Annotated in this window: 15 protein-coding genes; 5 read left to right on the forward strand and 10 right to left on the reverse strand. The window is 69.5% G+C overall.

The annotated features are described in order from the left end of the window. Window positions 1–34 precede the first annotated feature (34 nt). The 4 genes from prcB to arc form a co-directional block, all read right to left on the reverse strand. Window positions 35–880, reverse strand: a complete 846-nt coding sequence (gene prcB / locus ACWD01_RS21030; RefSeq protein ID WP_356895136.1) for a proteasome subunit beta — start codon at window positions 878–880, stop codon at window positions 35–37. 144 nt (window positions 881–1,024) lie between these two features. Beyond that, the gene (locus ACWD01_RS21035; protein WP_451163968.1) at window positions 1,025–1,243 is read right to left on the reverse strand and encodes a ubiquitin-like protein Pup; all 219 of its coding nucleotides are present in this window, start codon (window positions 1,241–1,243) and stop codon (window positions 1,025–1,027) included. Between the two features lie 120 nt (window positions 1,244–1,363). Continuing rightward, entirely contained in the window at window positions 1,364–2,875 is a 1,512-nt protein-coding gene (dop, locus tag ACWD01_RS21040; protein ID WP_451163970.1) for a depupylase/deamidase Dop, read from the reverse strand. A 259-nt stretch (window positions 2,876–3,134) separates the two neighbouring features. Further along, complete coding sequence (gene arc / locus ACWD01_RS21045; RefSeq protein ID WP_451163972.1) at window positions 3,135–4,901, reverse strand: proteasome ATPase; 1,767 nt, start codon at window positions 4,899–4,901, stop codon at window positions 3,135–3,137. 265 nt (window positions 4,902–5,166) lie between these two features. On the opposite strand from arc, the gene ACWD01_RS21050 reads away from it, so the two are divergent. After that, the gene (locus ACWD01_RS21050; RefSeq protein WP_356895144.1) at window positions 5,167–5,478 is read left to right on the forward strand and encodes a ferredoxin; all 312 of its coding nucleotides are present in this window, start codon (window positions 5,167–5,169) and stop codon (window positions 5,476–5,478) included. 4 nt (window positions 5,479–5,482) lie between these two features. Here ACWD01_RS21050 and ACWD01_RS21055 read toward each other — a convergent pair whose 3' ends face one another. From ACWD01_RS21055 to ACWD01_RS21065, 3 genes are all read right to left on the reverse strand, one after another. After that, window positions 5,483–6,064 carry a hypothetical protein gene (locus tag ACWD01_RS21055; protein WP_451163974.1) on the reverse strand — a complete coding sequence of 194 codons (582 nt, stop codon included), beginning with the start codon at window positions 6,062–6,064 and terminating at the stop codon, window positions 5,483–5,485. A 230-nt stretch (window positions 6,065–6,294) separates the two neighbouring features. Next, a complete protein-coding gene (locus tag ACWD01_RS21060; protein WP_451163976.1) occupies window positions 6,295–7,182 on the reverse strand; it encodes a tRNA (adenine-N1)-methyltransferase in 888 nt (295 codons plus the stop codon). Window positions 7,183–7,200: 18 nt separating this feature from the next. Next, window positions 7,201–8,445, reverse strand: coding sequence for a site-2 protease family protein (locus ACWD01_RS21065; RefSeq protein WP_451163978.1), 1,245 nt, complete (start codon window positions 8,443–8,445; stop codon window positions 7,201–7,203). A 120-nt stretch (window positions 8,446–8,565) separates the two neighbouring features. Between ACWD01_RS21065 and ACWD01_RS21070 the strand changes: the two genes are divergently transcribed. Together ACWD01_RS21070 and ACWD01_RS21075 are read left to right on the forward strand one after the other, a co-directional pair. Further along, window positions 8,566–9,609: a PD-(D/E)XK nuclease family protein gene (locus ACWD01_RS21070; protein WP_451163980.1), complete on the forward strand. Its 1,044-nt coding sequence runs from the start codon at window positions 8,566–8,568 to the stop codon at window positions 9,607–9,609. A 13-nt stretch (window positions 9,610–9,622) separates the two neighbouring features. Continuing rightward, window positions 9,623–10,303: a response regulator gene (locus ACWD01_RS21075; RefSeq protein WP_451163982.1), complete on the forward strand. Its 681-nt coding sequence runs from the start codon at window positions 9,623–9,625 to the stop codon at window positions 10,301–10,303. 127 nt (window positions 10,304–10,430) lie between these two features. Here the strand turns inward: ACWD01_RS21075 and ACWD01_RS21080 are convergent, their stop codons facing one another. The 3 genes from ACWD01_RS21080 to metH form a co-directional block, all read right to left on the reverse strand. Next, a complete protein-coding gene (locus ACWD01_RS21080; protein ID WP_451163984.1) occupies window positions 10,431–12,032 on the reverse strand; it encodes an ABC transporter substrate-binding protein in 1,602 nt (533 codons plus the stop codon). Window positions 12,033–12,546: 514 nt separating this feature from the next. After that, window positions 12,547–13,248 carry an HAD family hydrolase gene (locus ACWD01_RS21085; RefSeq protein ID WP_451163986.1) on the reverse strand — a complete coding sequence of 234 codons (702 nt, stop codon included), beginning with the start codon at window positions 13,246–13,248 and terminating at the stop codon, window positions 12,547–12,549. 109 nt (window positions 13,249–13,357) lie between these two features. Further along, window positions 13,358–16,867 (reverse strand): methionine synthase, encoded by a 3,510-nt coding sequence (gene metH / locus ACWD01_RS21090; RefSeq protein ID WP_451163988.1) that lies wholly within the window; start codon window positions 16,865–16,867, stop codon window positions 13,358–13,360. Window positions 16,868–17,108: 241 nt separating this feature from the next. On the opposite strand from metH, the gene ACWD01_RS21095 reads away from it, so the two are divergent. After that, window positions 17,109–17,873, forward strand: coding sequence for an IclR family transcriptional regulator (locus ACWD01_RS21095; RefSeq protein WP_356895162.1), 765 nt, complete (start codon window positions 17,109–17,111; stop codon window positions 17,871–17,873). Between the two features lie 233 nt (window positions 17,874–18,106). Further along, on the forward strand, window positions 18,107–18,901 hold the full coding sequence (locus ACWD01_RS21100; RefSeq protein WP_451163991.1) for an MIP/aquaporin family protein: 795 nt from the start codon (window positions 18,107–18,109) through the stop codon (window positions 18,899–18,901). The last annotated feature ends 48 nt before the right edge of the window (window positions 18,902–18,949 follow it).

An 18,949-nucleotide genomic window follows, 5' to 3' on the forward strand; every position in this document is an offset into this window, starting at 1 on the left:
TCTGTCAGAGGCGAGTACATCGGAGCCGTCACCGTCACAGCAGCGCGGCGCGCGGACCGTCGGGCTGGGTGAGGCGGCCCTCGAGGATGGAACGCGCGATCTCGGAGCTCTCCGTGTCGGTGAGCCGGCGGAAACCCTCCTCCGTGATCACGGTGACGATCGGATAGATACGCCGGGCCACGTCCGGCCCGCCCGTCGCCGAGTCGTCGTCCGCCGCGTCGTACAGCGCCTGGATCACCAGCGTGGTGGCCTGCTGCTCGGTCAGGTCCTCGCGGTAGAGCTTCTTCATCGATCCGCGGGCGAAGATCGAGCCCGAGCCGGTCGCCGCGAAGCCCTGTTCCTCGGAGCGGCCGCCCGTCACGTCGTACGAGAAGATGCGGCCCCTCTCGCGGTCGATGTCGTAACCGGCGAAGAGCGGGACGACGGCGAGGCCCTGCATGGCCATGCCGAGGTTGCTGCGGATCATCGTGGAGAGGCGGTTCGCCTTGCCCTCCAGGGAGAGCTGGACGCCCTCGACCTTCTCGAAGTGCTCCAGCTCCAGCTGGAACAGCTTCACCATCTCCACGGCGAGGCCCGCGGTGCCCGCGATGCCCACCGCCGAGTACTCGTCGGCCGGGAAGACCTTCTCGATGTCGCGCTGCGCGATCATGTTCCCCATCGTCGCCCGCCGGTCACCGGCGAGCACCACACCACCGGGGAAGGTGGTGGCGACGATCGTCGTCCCGTGCGGCGCCTCGATGGCCCCCTGCAGGGGCGGCAGGACCCGCTTGCCGGGCAGCAGGTCGGGCGAGTGGTCGCCCAGGAAGTCCATGAATGACGACGAACCAGGCGTCAGGAAGGCAGCCGGTAGACGCCCGGTGCTACGAGGGTTGGCTTCCACGCGTTTCCTTCCGGATTGGCGGCGGCCCGCCGCTTCGCGCGCGGGCCGATCTTTCAAGCTGTGCACGGACATTACCCGCGCCAACGGCGGTCATCCGCCCCGGTGTCACCGGCTTTCGCCGACGGCACCGGGGGGAGACCAGGGCTACTGACCGCCCTTTTGTACGAATGACCGAACGAAGTCCTCGGCATTCTCCTCCAGGACGTCGTCGATCTCGTCGAGAACCGAGTCGACATCGTCCGAGAGCTTCTCCTGGCGCTCCTGGAGGTCGTCCGCGGCCTGCGCCTCCTGCGCCTGCTCCTCGGCCTCCTCGTTGGAGCGCGTCGCCTTCTGCTGTCCGCCGCCGGTGTCCTTGGTCGCCATGCACCTCACCCCGCTCGGTTCGACGTATCTGATCAGACCCTACTCGCGGGGTCCGACATCGGCCCCGCACTTCCTCCAACGTCCGGGGCCCACCTTCATGATTCCCGGTCGGAGGCCTTTTCAGCCCCCGGCGAGCACCCGGAGCAGGTCTTCCGCGGTACGGCAGCGGTCCAGCAGCTCCTTGACGTGGTTGCGGGTGCCGCGCAGGGGCTCCAGGGTGGGGACCCGTTGCAGGGAGTCACGGCCCGGCAGGTCGAAGATGACCGAGTCCCAGGAGGCCGCGGCCACGTCGTCGGCGTACTGGTCGAGGCAGCGGCCGCGGAAATAGGCCCTGGTGTCCTCAGGAGGCTTCGTCCGCGCCCGCTCGACCGCGCCCTCGTCCAGCAGGCGCTTCATCCTGCCGCGGGCCGCCAGGCGGTTGTAGAGGCCCTTGTCGGGGCGTACGTCCGCGTACTGGAGGTCGACCAGGTGCAGCCTGGCGGCGTCCCACTCGAGCTGGTCGCGCCGGCGGTAGCCCTCCATGAGCTCGCGCTTGGCGACCCAGTCCAGCTCGCCGGCCAGACTCATCGGGTCGGTCTCGAGCCTGCCCAGGGTGTCCTCCCAGCGGGCCAGGACGTCCTTGGTCTGGTCGTCCGCGTCGGCGCCGAAGCGGTCCTCGACATACTTGCGGGCGAGCTCGAAGTACTCCATCTGGAGTTGCACGGCGGTGAGTGTGCGGCCGCTGCGGAGCGTGATGAGCTGCTTGAGGCCCGGGTCGTGCGAGACCTGGTGCAGCGTCCGCACCGGCTGCTCGACGGCGAGGTCGACCGCGATGAAGCCGTCCTCGATCATCGAGAGCACCAGGGCGGTGGTGCCCAGCTTGAGGTACGTGGAGATCTCGGAGAGGTTCGCGTCGCCGATGATCACATGGAGGCGGCGGTACTTCTCCGCGTCGGAGTGGGGCTCGTCGCGGGTGTTGATGATGGGGCGCTTGAGCGTGGTCTCGAGGCCGACCTCGACCTCGAAGTAGTCCGCGCGCTGGCTGAGCTGGAACCCGTGCTCGTGGCCGTCCTGGCCGATGCCGACCCGGCCCGCGCCGGTGACGACCTGCCGGGAGACGAAGAACGGGGTGAGGTGGCGCACGATGTCCGAGAAGGGGGTCTCCCGCTTCATCAGGTAGTTCTCGTGCGTGCCGTAGGAGGCACCCTTGTTGTCGGTGTTGTTCTTGTAGAGGTGGATCGGCTGGGCGCCGGGGAGCTGCGCGGCCCGCTCGGCCGCCTCCGCCATGATCCGCTCCCCCGCCTTGTCCCAGAGGACGGCGTCGAGCGGGTTCGTGACCTCGGGCGAGCTGTACTCGGGGTGGGCGTGGTCGACGTAGAGCCTGGCGCCGTTGGTGAGGATGACATTGGCCAGGCCGATGTCCTCGTCGGTGAGCTGGCTGGAGTCGGCGGCCTCGCGGGCGAGGTCGAAGCCGCGGGCGTCCCGCAGCGGATTCTCCTCCTCGAAGTCCCAGCGGGCGCGGCGCGCCCGGTGCATCGCCGCCGCGTAGGCGTTGACGATCTGGGACGAGGTGAGCATGGCATTGGCGTTCGGGTGGCCGGGGACGGAGATCCCGTACTCCGTCTCGATGCCCATTACTCGCCGTACGGTCATGCGGCCCTCCTTGCCCGGCGGCGTTCCCCTCCGGGAACGGCGCTCAAGTACCGCGGGTGCTCCGGTGCGTGCGCGGTGCCCGTCCCCGCACTGCGCGACCCGGCGGTACGAAAGAGCCTAGAACGCCGCTGCGTGGCTGGGGAGATCAATTTCGTCATTGGTGCGGTGTGGCCGGACCCTGTCCGGAAAGCAGCCGGCTGCGGATGCGCCGCCCCCTGCCTCAGGCGGGGGGCCGGCGGCATCCGCAGCCGGTGTGCCTTTACAGGTACTGACCGGTGTTCGCCACCGTGTCGATGGACCGGCCGGTGTCCGCGCCCTGCTTTCCGGTGACGAGGGTGCGGATGAAGACGATCCGCTCGCCCTTCTTGCCGGAGATGCGGGCCCAGTCGTCGGGGTTGGTGGTGTTGGGCAGGTCCTCGTTCTCCTTGAACTCGTCCACGCATGCCTGGAGGAGGTGGGAGACCCTAAGGCCCTTCTGGTTGTGGTCGAGGAAGGCCTTGATGGCCATCTTCTTGGCCCGGTCGACGATGTTCTGGATCATCGCGCCGGAGTTGAAGTCCTTGAAGTAGAGGACTTCCTTGTCGCCGTTGGCGTACGTGACCTCGAGGAAGCGGTTCTCCTCGGATTCCGCGTACATCTGCTCCACGACCGACTGGATCATGGCGTGGGCCGCGGCCTCCTTCGATCCGCTGTGCTCGCCGAGGTCGTCGGCGTGCAGCGGGAGGGAGGGGGTCAGGTACTTGGCGAAGATGTCCTTGGCGGCCTCCGCGTCCGGACGCTCGATCTTGATCTTGACGTCGAGCCGGCCGGGCCGCAGGATCGCGGGATCGATCATGTCCTCGCGGTTGGAGGCGCCGATGACGATCACGTTCTCCAGGCCCTCGACACCGTCGATCTCGGCGAGGAGCTGCGGGACGATGGTGTTCTCCACGTCCGAGCTGACGCCGGATCCGCGGGTGCGGAAGAGGGACTCCATCTCGTCGAAGAAGACGATGACGGGGGTGCCCTCGCTGGCCTTCTCGCGGGCACGCTGGAAGACCAGGCGGATGTGCCGCTCGGTCTCACCGACGTACTTGTTGAGGAGCTCGGGGCCCTTGATGTTGAGGAAGTAGCTCTTCCCCGCGGGCCTGCCGGTCACCTCGGCGACCTTCTTGGCAAGGGAGTTGGCGACGGCCTTCGCGATCAGCGTCTTGCCGCAGCCGGGCGGGCCGTAGAGCAGGATGCCCTTCGGCGGCCGCAGTTCGTGCTCCTTGAACAGGTCCGGGTGCAGATACGGGAGCTCGACCGCGTCGCGGATCATCTCGATCTGGCCGCCGAGACCGCCGATCTTGGTGTAGTCGACGTCGGGGACCTCTTCGAGGACCAGCTCCTCGACCTCGCTCTTGGGGATCACCTCGTACACGTAACCCGAGCGGGGTTCGAGCAGCAGGGCGTCTCCGGGGCGGATGCTCATGTCCAGCAGGGGCTCGGCGAGCCGGACCACCCGCTCCTCGTCGGTGTGGCCGATCACCAGGGCGCGCTCGCCGTCCTCGAGGATCTCCTTGAGGGTGACGATGTCCCCGGCGCGCTCGAACTCCATGGCCTCGACCACATTGAGCGCTTCGTTGAGCATGACCTCCTGGCCGCGCCGGAGCTCTTCGAGCTCGACGCTGGGGCTGACGTTCACCCGGAGCTTGCGGCCCCCGGTGAAGATGTCGCAGGTGCCGTCCTCGTTGGTCTGCAGGAAGACACCGAAGCCGGCCGGCGGCTGAGCGAGCCGGTCGACCTCCTCCTTGAGGGCCACGATCTGGTCGCGGGCCTCACGGAGCGTGTTGGCGAGCCGCTCGTTCTGAGCGGACACGCCGGCCAGGTTTGTCTGCAACTCGACGATCCGCTCTTCGAGAATCCTCGTGTGTCGCGGAGAGTCGGCGAGCTTGCGGCGCAGGACGGCGATTTCCTGCTCGAGATAGGCGACCTGGCCGGCTGGGTCTTCAGACCCCCGCCCCGGCCGGATGCCGCGGTTGATGTCGTCGTCGTGGGCTGCCACGGTCCTCACCTCCTCCAAGGGGAGCTGGACGCTTCCTGACCCTACCTGTGTGGGTGGTGATTGAAACCCCTAGATCACAAAGACGTAAGGGGTGTGTCCGATCTTCACCCTTGCGCTCTTCACCTCTGCGAGGGGAATACCCACGGGATACCCACCCAGCAACATCGGGAAGCGGGCGGTTGTATCGTCGAAGCGTTCAACACCCGTCAGGGGTGGCACGACTTGCATCACAGAGCTACACCCGACGAAGGAAACGGCAGGAGATATGACCGTGCAGCACGAGGTTCCCACCGAAGGCGCCGCAGAGGCGCTCGAGGTCTGGATCGACCAGGACCTGTGCACGGGGGACGGGATCTGCGCGCAGTACGCGCCCGAGGTCTTCGAGCTCGACATCGACGGGCTGGCGTACGTGAAGTCCGGCGAGGACGAGCTGCTGCAGAACCCGGGCGCCACAACGCCGGTGCCGCTGCCGCTGCTGACCGATGTCGTGGACTCGGCGAAGGAGTGCCCGGGCGACTGCATCCACGTGCGACGGGTTTCGGACAAGGTGGAGGTCTACGGCCCCGACGCTCAGTGACGGGTCACACACTCCGAGCCGCCGGCCGGGCGCCCTGGACGAACTTGCCGCCCTGCCACCGCCACTTGACCTGTTCCCGTACGTCGGGGCAGCAGCCGGGCACGGCCGCCGACGAGTAGCCGAGCAGGGTGGCCGTGATCGTGGCGTCACGTATCGCGAGCGCGCCGACGCTCTGCTTCCGGGCGGGCTCGACGAGGGTGGCGACGACCCTGGGGCCCGCGTCCCGCGCGTTCGCGAGCACGTAGACGCCGCTGGGTGGCGTGCCGGAGCCGGCGTCGCACCGCGCGGCCACCACGGTCTCCGGCGCACCGTCGCCGTCGAGGTCGCCCGTCGCCTTCTTGACGACCACGTTGCCGAGGTCACCGCATTCGAGGGGCAGCCGGACGGCCGCCGGGTCGGGTCCGGGGACGGGGGCCGCCGCCGTAGTGGTCTCGGGACCGCCGCCGGGCTGGGAGGCGGTGGCGGGGTCGGGCTGCACGAGTCCGGCGGCCGCGACGACCGCGGCCATCGCCGCCGCGGTGGCCAGCCAGTGCACCGGGCGGGCGTGGGTGTGCGCGAGGTCCGGGACGGCTGCCGAGTTCTGCACGCGAGGGGTCTCCTGGGAGGGCTGTGCCGGCGGGGGTGGCCAGCATCGTGCCATACGTCACACCGGACCGGAACAGCGGGGTCCGTAAGGCTCGGGTAAAGGCCCGTCGGGCGCTCCGGGCCCAACACGAGGAAACCGCCGCCCAGTTCCGTGCGGGGCACGGGAACTGGGCGGCGGCTTCGGTGCGTTGTGTCGGGTGCGGCCCTCTGCCCTCTCGGGCGCGGCCTCGGTCAGCCCTTGTTGGGGCCCTCGTAGTCGTCGCCGTAGGCGCCCTTGGCGGGCCGGCGGCGGCGCATCGGGGGCTCGACACCGTCGGCGAGGCGGCGGGCGGTGACCAGGAAGCCGGTGTGGCCGATCATCCGATGGTCGGGGCGCACGGCCAGGCCCTCGACGTGCCAGTTGCGGATCATCGACTCCCACGGCTGCGGCTCGGCGAAGCAGCCGATCTCGCGGATGGACTCGACGGTGCGCGCGAGCTGGGTGGTGGTGGCCACGTAGCAGCACAGGATGCCGCCGGGGACGAGCGCCTTGGAGACGGCCTCGAGGCACTCCCAGGGGGCGAGCATGTCCAGGATGACCCGGTCGACGTCGGCGTCGGTCAGGTTGTCCTGGAGGTCGCCGACGGTGAGCCGCCAGGCGGGATGGGGGCCGCCGAAGTAGCGCTCGACGTTCGCCTGGGCGATCTCGGCGAAGTCCGCGCGGCGCTCGTAGGAGTGCAGCATGCCGTGGTCGCCGATGGCGCGCAGGAGGAAGCTGCTGAGCGAGCCGGAGCCGACCCCGGCCTCCACGACGCGGGCGCCGGGGAAGATGTCGGCGAAGGCCAGGATCTGCCCCGCGTCCTTGGGGTAGACCACGGCGGCGCCGCGGGGCATGGACAGGACGTAGTCGGGGAGCAGGGGGCGCAGCGCGAGGTAGGCGACGTTTCCCGTGGTACGGACAACACTGCCCTCGGGAGCGCCGATCAGCTCGTCGTGGGGGAAAGAACCCTTGTGGGTGTGGAAGTTCTTTCCGGCCTCGAGCGTGAACGTGTAGTGGCGTCCCTTGGGGTCGGTGAGCTGGACCTGGTCCCCGACCTTGAAGGGCCCGCGTCGGCGGGCGGCACCGGTCGGTTCGGACATGTGACCAGTGTATGGGCTTCAGGAACCGGGTCGTGCCATGGCTGCGACGAAGGCCCGCTCGACGTCCGCGGCGGACAGGACGCCGTAGATCTCGCCGGTCTCCTCGACGACGAGGTACTCGCTGGCGGGTGTGGTCCGCAGGGTGTCGAGCAGCGCTTCGCCGGCGAGTTCGGCGGGGACCTTCATGCCTTCGGTGAGGTCCTGGGAGAGGCCGCCGACCGCGACCCAGGGGCGGCGGTGTTCGGGGACGCCGACGATGGCGGCCTCGCGGACCAGTCCGGTCGGGTCGCCCTGACCGTCCACGACGACGAGAGCACGGGCGCCGGCCTCGTTGGCCCGGCGCAGGGCCTCGGACAGGGGGGTGTCGGACTCGACGGGCACGGCGCGGCGGGTCAGGGCGCGGGCGGCGAGCTCGGGCAGGTGTTCGCGCAGGCGGGCCATCCGCAGGCTGTTGCCGGCGCCGGTCCAGATGATCGCGGCGAGGATGGCGGCGAGCAGGGCGTCGGTGACGGTCTCCATGCCGCCGATGTCCTCGGTGGCGTTCCCGAGGACGCCGGTGTGGGTGAGCAGCGGCAGGCCGATGAGGACGGCGACGGCCAGGGCGCGGCCGACCCAGGCGGCGGCGACGGTGCCGGCCATGGGCCTGCCGGTGATCTTCCAGACGACGGCGCGCAGCATCCGGCCGCCGTCGAGCGGGAGGCCGGGCAGCAGGTTGAAGGCGGCCACGATCAGGTTGGAGATCATCAGACCGGCAAGGAGGACGCCGGGCACGGTGTCCGGCTCCACGGCGTACAGGCCGAGGTAGAAGACACCGCCGAGGGCGAGGGAGAGCAGCGGTCCGACGAAGGCGAGCCAGAATTCACGGCCCGGGGTCTCCGTCTCCTTCTCGATCTCGGAGACGCCGCCGAAGAACTGGAGCTGGATGCGGCGCACCGGGAGTTTGAAGCGGAGGGCCGCGACAGTGTGGGCCAGTTCGTGGACGAGCACGGAGGCGTAGAAGGCGACGGCGAAGAACAGGGACACCAGGTAGCGTGCGTTGCCGAGCTCGGGCAGCACGCGCTCGAGCTGTCCGCCGAAGACCCAGGTGATCAGCGCGGCGACGACGAACCAGCTGGGGGCGACGTAGACGGGTACGCCGAAGGGGCGGCCCATGAGGATGCCGCCGCCGGGCCCGGCGGGGCGCCGGGACGTGCCGGTGCGGGACGGCTTGTCCGGTCCGGTTCCCGTCCGCTCGCGCTCGCCGCTCGTGTCGTCCTCTTTCACGGGTTCCCTTCGTTGCGGACGCCTCGGTCGTGCGTCGTCCGCTCGAAATGATGCAGTGCTCGGGTGCTGTGGTCGATGGTATGCCGCTCGCTGTCAGTGGCGGGCCGTAGGGTCTGGGTCATGAGTACGAGCCAGCAGCCCGCGGAGCCGGTCGCGTCCGGTGGAGCTTCCGTGCCGGTCCCGTCCGGCGAACCGCCGGTGGCGGTGACCGCCGCGTCCACCGTGGAGGACGTCGCGGAGAGCGGCGCGGAGGACTGCGCGCCGGTGCCGCCCGCGCGGGCGGAGACCACCGTCGCGGAGGAGCCCCCCCGCGTCGCGCGGCCCGCGTCGCTCTCGCCGTCCCGCGCGAGCGACTTCATGCAGTGCCCGCTGCTCTACCGGTTCCGGGTGATCGACAGGCTGCCCGAGAAACCGAGCGAGGCGGCGACGCGCGGGACGCTGGTGCACGCGGTGCTGGAGCGGCTCTTCGACGATCCGGCGGCCGAGCGGACCGCGCCGCGCGCGAAGGCGATGATTCCCGGCCAGTGGGACCGGCTGCTCGAGTCGCGGCCCGAGCTGGGCGAGCTCTTCGCCGAGGACACGGGCGGCGAGCAGCTGTCGCGCTGGCTCGGCGAGGCGGAGCGGCTGGTGGAGCGCTGGTTCACGCTGGAGGACCCGACACGGCTGGAGCCGGCCGAGCGGGAGATGTTCGTGGAGACGGAGCTCGATTCGGGGCTGCGGCTGCGCGGTGTGATCGACCGGGTGGACATCGCGCCGACGGGCGAGGTGCGCATCGTCGACTACAAGACGGGCAAGGCCCCGCGTCCCGAGTACAGCGAGGGCGCGCTGTTCCAGATGAAGTTCTACGCGCTGGTGATCTGGCGGCTGAAGCAGGTGATGCCACGCCGGCTGCAACTGGTGTATCTGGGCAGCGGCGATGTGCTGACGTACGACCCGGTGCCGGCCGATCTGGAGCGTATGGAGCGCAAGTTGCTGGCCCTGTGGGAGGCGATCCGGCAGGCGACGGAGACGGGTGACTGGCGGCCGCGGCCGACGAAGTTGTGCGGCTGGTGCGATCACCGGTCGGTGTGTCCGGAATTCGGCGGCACTCCCCCGGTTTATCCGCTGAGTGTTTCCCCGCGCGAGTCGGCAGAGGATGGTCAGGGCAGAATGGGCCCGGTCTAAAGAAGGAGTACCCGTGGCTATCCGCGTCCTACTGGTCGACGACCAACCGCTGCTGCGCACCGGTTTCCGGATGATCCTCGAGGCGGAGCAGGACATCGCGGTGGTCGGCGAGGCCGGGGACGGCCTCCAGGCGCTCGACCAGGTCCGGGCGCTCCAGCCCGACGTGGTGCTGATGGACATCCGGATGCCCCGGATGGACGGCGTGGAGGCGACCCGGCAGATCACCGGCCCCGGCCGGGACGGCCCGGCGAAGGTCCTGGTGCTGACGACCTTCGATCTCGACGAGTACGTGGTGGAGGCGCTGCGGGCCGGCGCGAGCGGCTTCCTGCTGAAGGACGCGCCCGCGGGCGAGCTGGTCCAGGCGATCCGGGTGGTCGCCGCGGGCGAAGCGATGCTGGCGCCGAGCATCACCCGCCGGCTCCTCGACAAGTACGCCGACCATCTGCCGTCCGGCGAGGACCCGGTTCCGGACACGCTGCACACGCTGCACACGCTGACCGACCGTGAGGTCGAGGTGCTCAAGCTGGTCGCCCGCGGTCTGTCCAACGCGGAAATCGCGGCGGACCTCTTCGTCAGCGAGACGACCGTCAAGACGCACGTCGGCCATGTGCTGACGAAGCTGAGCCTGCGCGACCGGGTCCAGGCGGCGGTGTACGCGTACGAGAGCGGTCTGGTCCGCCCCGGCGCCCAGTAAGTAGGACCGGCGCCCCCGGCGTTGACGTTCCGTCTGCGCCAGGTTCGCGCCGTGAAACGGCCGGCCTCCGGTGGCTGCTCGAAGCAGCTCCCGGAGGCCGGCCGTCGGTGTCAGTGGGCCGCGCGGATCACACGCCGCCGCCCTTGGAGAGCTCCCAGAGCTGGAGGTCGGAGCTCGTGTTCAGCACCGACTCGACGCCGATGACACCGTCGCGGGCGGCGACGTACTGCTTGCCCTGCCACAGCGGCAGCACGGGGACGTCGTTGGCCACGATGTCCTGGATCTGCTTGAACGCCGGGGCGGCCGCCGTGCGGTCGGCCTCGCGCCGCGACTGCGGGATGAGTTCGCGGGCCTTCTCGCTCACGTAGGGCGAGTTGAGGAAGTTGCCCTCGCCGAGGAACGGCGCCGTGTAGTTGTCCGGGTCCGGGAAGTCGGGGAACCAGCCGAGGCCGTAGACCGCGTAGTCACCGCGCTTCTGGGCGGGGCGGAACTTGGACCACTCGGTGCCCCTGATCTTGACGTCGAAGAGCTTGCTGGCGTTCAGCTGGTCGCGCAGCGCCTCGAACTCCTTGGCGGTGCCCTCGCCGTACTTGTCGGTGGTGTAGTGCAGCGTCAGCTCGACGGGGGTGTCGATGCCGGCCTCGTCCAGCAGTGCGGCGGCCTTCTCGCGGCTGGGCTCGCCGTACTTGTTGAAGAACGAGTTGGTGTGCGCGGAGATGCTCTTCGGGATGAGCGAGTAGAGCGGCTCCGCGGTGGCGCCGTACACCTCGCCGGCGATCTGGCCGCGGTCGACGAGCGAGGCCATGGCCTGCCGGACGGCCTTGTCCTTGACCGCCGGGTCGTTGGTGTCGAAGGCGAGGTAGCGGATCTCCAGGCCGGGCATCTCGGTGAGCTCGATGCCGTCCTTGGGCTCGTCCAGCATGCCCTTGATCTGCTCCGGGGACATGGTGCGGGTCATCAGGTCGATGTCGCCGGACTCGAGGGCCTTGCCCATCGAGTCGGCGTCCTCGAAGGAGCGCAGGACGACCTTGTCGTTCTTCAGCCGCAGGTCGCCCTTGTAGTTCGGGTTCTTGGTGAAGACGACCCGGGAGATCCGGTCGCCGTCGGTCTCGGTGTTCATCGTGTACGGGCCGGAGCCGTCGACCTGGAAGCCCTCGCGCAGCTTCTTCGCGTCGTACTCCTCCTTGCTGACGATGCCGGCGGCCGGCGTCGAGAGCTTGTACGGGAACGTGGAGTCCGGCGTGGCGAGATGGAAGATGATCTCGTTGTCGCCCTTGGTCTCGATGGTGTCGATGTTCGAGAGCAGGGCGGCGGTGCCGTTGTCGGAGTCGATGGCGAGCACGCGCTCGATGGAGAACTTGACGTCCTCCGCGGTGACCGGGGTGCCGTCGGCGAACTGGAGGCCGCTGCGCAGCTTGCAGCGGTAGCTCTCGCTCACGGTGTCGGTGAAGAGGCAGGACTCCGCCGCGTCCGGCACGGGCTCGCCGCCGCCGCGGGGGCTGTGCATCAGGGTCTGCAGGGTCTGCCGCAGGACGTTCCAGGCGCCGGTGTCGTAGGCGTAGGCCGGATCCAGGGGTGCCGGGGCGTCCTCGCCGGCGACGAACTGGTCCGTGGTGCCCACGACTATGGCGTCACCGCCGCCCGACCCGCCGTCCGTGCTGCCGCAGGCGACGAGCACGGGCGCGAGCAGGCCGACCACGGTCGGCAACACCAAAGTCTTACGGTTCATCCTGGACGTTCTCCCTCATGCATCCGGCACTGTGATACAGCGATGTGTGCGCAAGACACTCCGCCGCCTCCGCCCGGTCCGGGCGGCGCGATCGGGCCGGGATACAGACGATCGGTCCTGCGTTTCCGACGGCTGGGTGGCCGACGGGGACACCACGGTGATGCAGCGAAGCTCTCGCGACGAGATTAGTCGGCGACGCCAGGAAAGCGTGAACGGGCCCGAGTTGAGCCGTATTCACTGAGTGATCATCAATACCTGTGAGTGGATGGCCCTACCACGGAAGATCGGTCGACTTGCTGACCAATCAGGACACATGACTCCGCGCGACATGCGCCTGAACGGTGCATCAGGCACAAATCACCCAGGATGCGGCAGCACGCACAGTGACAAAGGTCACGCCCCGAACAAAACAGTGACCGGCTCGGCAATAGCGCCGCCGGTCACGGAAAAGATATGTGCCGCTGCCCTGAGTTCCTGTCCCATTCCCCATTCGAAAACACGGGCAGTGCGCGAATCACTGCTTGGAGCTGATCAGCGTCCGCAGAAATAGCAGGTCGACTTCTTCGAGCGAGGTCACGACGGCCCGCCCGTCGGCCGGCTGGATCGGGGCCACCGACGGGACGGCCACCACCCGGCAGCCCGCGGCCTCCGCGGCGGCCACACCGGTCGCCGTGTCCTCCACGACGGCGCATCTCGCCGGTTCCGCGCCGACCCCCTCGGCCGCGAGCAGATAGGGGTCCGGGTGCGGCTTGGTGCGCGGCACCTCGTCCCCGGCGACCGAAAGCATGAAGCGGTGGGGGCCGAGGGAGGCGAGGACGCGGTCGATGATGCGCCGGTGCGAGGCGGAGACCAGCGCGGTCGGCACATTGTGCGCGGCCAGTTCGGCGAGCAGCCGCTCGGCGCCCGGCATCAGGGGCACGCCGCGGGCGATCCGCTCCTCGAACGTGTCGTTGAGCAGCACGGTCAGTTCCGGGAGGGTGATGTCGGCACCGGTGGCCTCGATGAGATATCCGGCGCTGCGGGTCATCGGGCCGCCGACGACCACGTCCCGCCATGCCTCGTCCAGCCGGTGGCCGAGGCCGGCGAAGACCTCCACCTCCGCGTCCCACCAGAAGCCCTCGGTGTCGACGAGGGTGCCGTCCATGTCGAGAAAGACGGCCTGCAGTGCGGCCGCTTCCGCCGAACGGGTCAGCGACGCGGGGACCGTGCTGGTCATGGGCACACCTCCGGGAGGGACGAGAAGGCCGGCCACCTGGTCCCGGCGGCATTCCCGCGGGGACAGGCGACCGGCCTGCACTGGACCGACCAGTGTACGACTCGCCCGATCAGCGTGCGTTGAAATACTTCGCCTCGGGGTGGTGAATCACGATCGCGTCGGTGGACTGCTCGGGGTGGAGCTGGAACTCCTCCGAGAGCTTGACGCCGATCCGCTCCGGCTCCAGCAGCTCCGCGATCTTGGCGCGGTCCTCGAGGTCGGGGCACGCGCCGTAGCCGAGCGAGAACCGCGCGCCGCGGTACTTCAGCGAGAACATGTCCTCCACGTCGGCCGGGTCCTCGCCCGCGAAGCCGAGTTCGGCGCGGACGCGGGCGTGCCAGTACTCGGCGAGGGCCTCGGCGAGCTGGACGGACAGACCGTGGAGTTCGAGGTACTCGCGGTAGGCGTTGGCCTCGAAGAGCTTGGCGGTCTCCTCGCCGATCCGTGAGCCGACGGTGACGACCTGGAGGCCGACGACATCGGTCTCGCCGGACTCCTCCGGGCGGAAGAAGTCGGCCAGGCACAGCCTGCGGCCGCGGCGCTGGCGCGGGAAGGTGAAGCGGGTCCGCTCCGCGCCGTCGTCGCCCAGGAGGATCAGGTCGTCGCCCTTGGACACGCACGGGAAGTAGCCGTGGACGACGGCCGCTTCGAGGAGGTTGTCGGTCTGCAGACGGTCCAGCAGACCGCGCAGCCGGGGCCGGCCCTCAGTCTCCACCAGCTCCTCGTACGAGGGCCCGTCGCCCGCGCGCGACTGCTTGAGTCCCCACTGGCCCTTGAAGAGGGCGCCCTCGTCGAGCCAGGAGGCGTAGTCCTTGAGCGGGATGCCCTTGGCGACGCGGGTGCCCCAGAACGGCGGGGTGGGCACCGGGTTGTCGGTGGCGACGTCCGAACGGCCGCCGGGCTCCTCCGGACGCTCCTCGACGACCGCGGCGCCGGCCTTGACCCTGCGCTGCCGCAGCTCCGGCAGAGCGGCGCCGGGGACGCCGCGCTTGATTCCGATGAGTGCGTCCATCAGGCGCAGTCCCTCGAACGCGTCCCGCGCGTAGCGGACCTCGCCCTCGTAGATCTCGTGGAGGTCCTGCTCCACGTACGCGCGGGTGAGGGCCGCGCCGCCGAGGATGACGGGGTAGTCGGCGGCCATCTTGCGCTGGTTGAGCTCCTGCAGGTTCTCCTTCATGATCACCGTGGACTTGACCAGCAGCCCGGACATGCCGATCACGTCCGCGCGGTGCTCCTTGGCCGCTTCCAGGATCGCCGAGACCGGCTGCTTGATACCGAGGTTGACGACGTTGTAGCCGTTGTTGGACAGGATGATGTCGACCAGGTTCTTGCCGATGTCGTGGACGTCGCCACGGACCGTGGCGAGCACGATGGTGCCCTTGCCCTCCGCGTCCGACTTCTCCATGTGCGGTTCCAGATGCGCGACCGCGTTCTTCATGACCTCGGCCGACTGCAGCACGAACGGGAGCTGCATCTGCCCGGAGCCGAACAGCTCGCCGACGACCTTCATCCCCGCGAGCAGGGTGTCGTTGACGATGTCCAGCGCGGGCCGGGTCTGCAGCGCCTCGTCGAGGTCCGCCTCGAGACCGTTCTTCTCGCCGTCGATGATGCGCCGCTGCAGCCGCTCGTCCAGCGGCAGCGCGGCCAGCTCCTCGGCCCTGCCGGCCTTCAGCGACGTGGTCGTGGCGCCCTCGAAGAGCTGCATGAGCTTCTGCAGCGGGTCGTAGCCCTCACGGCGGCGGTCGTAGATCAGGTCCAGTGCCGTGGTCACCTGCTCCTCGTCGAACCTGGCGATCGGCAGGATCTTGCTCGCGTGCACGATCGCCGAGTCCAGACCGGCCTTCACGCACTCGTCCAGGAAGACGGAGTTGAGCAGGATCCGCGCGGCCGGGTTGAGACCGAAGGAGATGTTCGACAGTCCGAGCGTGGTCTGCACGTCCGGGTGACGCTTCTTCAGCTCCCGGATCGCCTCGATGGTGTTGAGCCCGTCCTTGCGGGACTCCTCCTGGCCGGTGCAGATGGTGAAGGTGAGCGTGTCGATGAGGATGTCCGACTCGTGGATGCCCCAGTTGCCGGTCAGGTCGTCGATGATCCGCTCGGCGATGGCCACCTTGTGCTCGGCCGAACGGGCCTGGCCCTCTTCGTCGATCGTCAGCGCGATGAGCGCCGCGCCGTGCTCCTTGGCCAGCGCGGTCACCTTCGCGAAACGCGACTCGGGCCCGTCGCCGTCCTCGTAGTTCACCGAGTTGATGACGGCACGGCCGCCCAGCTTCTCCAGACCGGCCTGGATGACGGGGACCTCGGTCGAGTCGAGCACGATCGGCAGGGTCGACGCGGTCGCGAAGCGGCCCGCCAGCTCCGCCATGTCCGCGACGCCGTCCCGCCCGACGTAGTCGACGCACAGGTCGAGCATGTGGGCGCCCTCGCGGATCTGGTCGCGGGCCATCTCCACACAGTCGTCCCAGCGGCCGGCGAGCATCGCCTCGCGGAACTTCTTCGACCCGTTGGCGTTCGTGCGCTCGCCGATCGCCATGTACGCGGTGTCCTGACGGAACGGCACCGTCTGGTACAGCGAGGCGGCGCCCGGCTCCGGACGCGGCCGGCGCTCCGCCGGCTCGACGCCCCGCACCCGCTCGACGAGCTGGCGCAGGTGCTCCGGCGTCGTGCCGCAGCAGCCGCCGACCAGGGAGAGGCCGTAGTCGCCCACGAACTGTTCCTGGGCGTCGGCCAGGCCCTCGGGGCCGAGCGGGAAGTGCGCGCCGTCCTTGGTGAGCACCGGCAGACCCGCGTTGGGCATGCAGAGCAGGGGGATGCGGGAGTGGCGGGTGAGGTAGCGCAGGTGCTCGCTCATCTCGGCGGGGCCGGTGGAGCAGTTCAGACCGATCATGTCGACGCCGAGCGGCTCCAGCGCGGTCAGCGCCGCGCCGATCTCGGAGCCCAGCAGCATCGTGCCGGTCGTCTCGAAGGCGAGCGAGCAGAGCAGCGGGAGGTCGGCGCCAGCCGCCTTCATGGCGCGGCGCGCTCCCAGGATCGCGGCCTTCGTCTGGAGCAGGTCCTGCGTCGTCTCCACCAGCAGCGCGTCCGCGCCGCCGGCGATCAGTCCCTCGGCGTTCTGCTGGAAGCCGTCGCGGAGCACGGTGTAGGGGGCGTGTCCCAGGGTGGGAAGCTTGGTGCCGGGGCCCATGGAGCCCAGCACCCAGCGCTGCTGCCCGGTCGACGCGGTGAACTCGTCCGCGACCTCGCGGGCGATCCGCGCGCCGGACTCGGACAGCTCGAAGACGCGCTCTGGGATGTCGTACTCACCCATGGCGGAGTGGTTGGCGCCGAAGGTGTTCGTCTCCACGCAGTCGACGCCGACCTCGAGGTAGGCGGCGTGCACGGAGCGGACGATGTCGGGGCGGGTCACATTGAGGACCTCGTTGCAGCCCTCGAGGTTCTGGAAGTCCTCGAGTGTCGGATCCTGCTCCTGCAGCATCGTGCCCATCGCACCGTCGGCCACCACCACCCGGGTGGCGAGCGCTTCGCGCAGTGCGTCGATTCGGGTCCGGCTGTCAGCGGCGGGGGTCGGCAACGAGGCCATGGATGCAGCTCCCTGGGGTGCGACGGCTGTCGGCTTTACGCCCTTCGGTGGGGGGCGCACCAAGCCAGAGTAGCCGGGCGGGTCCGTGTGGGGTCGAGGTGTCCCACGGGGCGGACTACGGCATGTCCCGCGGGTTTTTCCCGGGGCCTCTGACGCGAGATACTCGGTCCGCCGTGACCAAGGTCGGCATCGACCGATAGTGTTCAGCATTGTCGAACCGTGTTGGAGAAGGGCCGATCCGATGGCGAAGAACATCCAGTCACTGGAGCGGGCAGCCGCCATGCTGCGCCTGCTCGCGGGCGGCGAGCGCCGGCTGGGCCTCTCCGACATCGCGTCCTCGCTGGACCTGGCCAAGGGTACGGCCCACGGCATCCTGCGGACCCTGCAGGCGGAGGGTTTCGTCGAGCAGGACGCCGCCTCCGGCCGCTACCAGCTGGGCGCGGAGCTCCTGCGGCTCGGCAACAGCTATCTGGACGTGCACGAGCTGCGGGCGCGCGCCCTCGTCTGGACCGACGACCTGGCCCGCTCCAGCGGCGAGAGCGTCCACCTGGGCGTCCTGCACCAGCACGGCGTGCTGATCGTGCACCACGTCTTCCGGCCCGACGACAGCCGCCAGGTCCTCGAGGTCGGCGCGATGCACCCGCTGCACTCGTCGGCCCTGGGCAAGGTGCTCGCCGCCAACGATCCGGTGGCCCACACCGAGGCGCTCGAGGTCGACCGCAAGGCGTTCACGCCGCGGACCGTGACCGGGCTCGAGGAGTTCGAGGCGGTGCTCGACCACGCCCGGGCGCGCGGGTGGGCGGCCGATGTGGAGGAGACCTGGCACGGCGTCGCCGCCGTCGCCGCACCGATCCACGACCGGCGCCGGATGCCCGTGGGCGCGGTCGCCATCACGGGCGCCGTGGAGCGGATCTGCGAGGCCGGAGAACTGCGCTCCGAGCTGGTCGCGGCGGTGCGGGACTGTGCCCGCGCGGTGTCGCGCGACCTCGGCGCCGGGCGGTTCTGACCGCCCTGGCGCATCATCGGTAACGATCCGGTTTTCGCCGGACACAACCCTTGACGTGTGTTAACCGGAGGACAAAACTGCCGTTCACCGGTCGGCAATGCCGAACAGCTAACGGCAATACGCGCTAGAGTGTGGCAACGCCAGGCCGGGAGCACGCCCTCTGCTGAGGGCGCGAACCACCGGAGGGACCCGGGGTTCGCCTTCCCCCTGGACGAAGGACAAAGGAGTCGCGGGTGTCCAACTCCGACATCTTCATCGGCGAGATCATCGGTACCGCCGTTCTCATCCTGCTCGGTGGTGGCGTGGTCGCCGCCGTGGTACTCAAGCGCTCCAAGGCGCAGAACGCGGGCTGGCTGGCCATCACCTTCGGGTGGGGCTTCGCGGTCATGACGGCCGTCTACATGACAGGTGCCCTCTCCGGCGCCCATCTCAACCCGGCCGTCACCCTCGGCATCGCGATCAAGGACAACGACTGGGGCAACGTCCCGGTCTACGTCGCGGGCCAGCTGCTCGGCGCCATGATCGGCGCGACCCTGGTCTGGCTCGCCTACTACGGCCAGTTCCACGCCCACCTCACCGACCCCGAGGTCATCAGCGAGCCGGTCGACGAGAAGGCCATCGAGGGCCCGCACGACGAGACCTCTGCCCAGGCCGGCCCGGTCCTCGGCGTCTTCTCCACCGGCCCCGAGATCCGCAACGTCTGGCAGAACCTCGCCACCGAGATCATCGGCACGACCGTGCTGGTCCTGGCAGTGCTCACCCAGGGCCTCAACGAGAGCGGCAACGGCCTCGGCCCGATCGGCGGTCTGATCGTCGCCCTGGTCGTCGTCGCCATCGGTCTCTCCCTCGGCGGTCCGACCGGCTACGCCATCAACCCGGCCCGTGACCTGGGTCCGCGCATCGTGCACGCCCTGCTTCCGCTGCCGAACAAGGGCGGCTCCGACTGGAGCTACTCGTGGATCCCGATCGCCGGCCCGCTGATCGGTGCGGCCATCGCGGCGGGTATCTACAACGTCGCGTTCGCGTGAGCCGAATCAGCAGCACGAGCCGTATTCAACGAGACCTGAGCAGGAGCA

Source organism: Streptomyces sp. NPDC002835 (genome assembly GCF_053591995.1).

Bases quoted from the DNA above. Each gene is read 5' to 3' on its own strand.
- ACWD01_RS21035 (WP_451163968.1), bottom strand. From the start codon at position 1,243: ATGGCGACCAAGGACACCGGCGGCGGACAGCAGAAGGCGACGCGCTCC.
- dop (WP_451163970.1), bottom strand. From the start codon at position 2,875: ATGACCGTACGGCGAGTAATGGGCATCGAGACGGAGTACGGGATCTCC.
- ACWD01_RS21050 (WP_356895144.1), top strand. From the start codon at position 5,167: ATGACCGTGCAGCACGAGGTTCCCACCGAAGGCGCCGCAGAGGCGCTC.
- ACWD01_RS21060 (WP_451163976.1), bottom strand. From the start codon at position 7,182: ATGTCCGAACCGACCGGTGCCGCCCGCCGACGCGGGCCCTTCAAGGTC.
- ACWD01_RS21070 (WP_451163980.1), top strand. From the start codon at position 8,566: ATGAGTACGAGCCAGCAGCCCGCGGAGCCGGTCGCGTCCGGTGGAGCT.
- ACWD01_RS21080 (WP_451163984.1), bottom strand. From the start codon at position 12,032: ATGAACCGTAAGACTTTGGTGTTGCCGACCGTGGTCGGCCTGCTCGCG.
- ACWD01_RS21085 (WP_451163986.1), bottom strand. From the start codon at position 13,248: ATGACCAGCACGGTCCCCGCGTCGCTGACCCGTTCGGCGGAAGCGGCC.
- metH (WP_451163988.1), bottom strand. From the start codon at position 16,867: ATGGCCTCGTTGCCGACCCCCGCCGCTGACAGCCGGACCCGAATCGAC.
- ACWD01_RS21095 (WP_356895162.1), top strand. From the start codon at position 17,109: ATGGCGAAGAACATCCAGTCACTGGAGCGGGCAGCCGCCATGCTGCGC.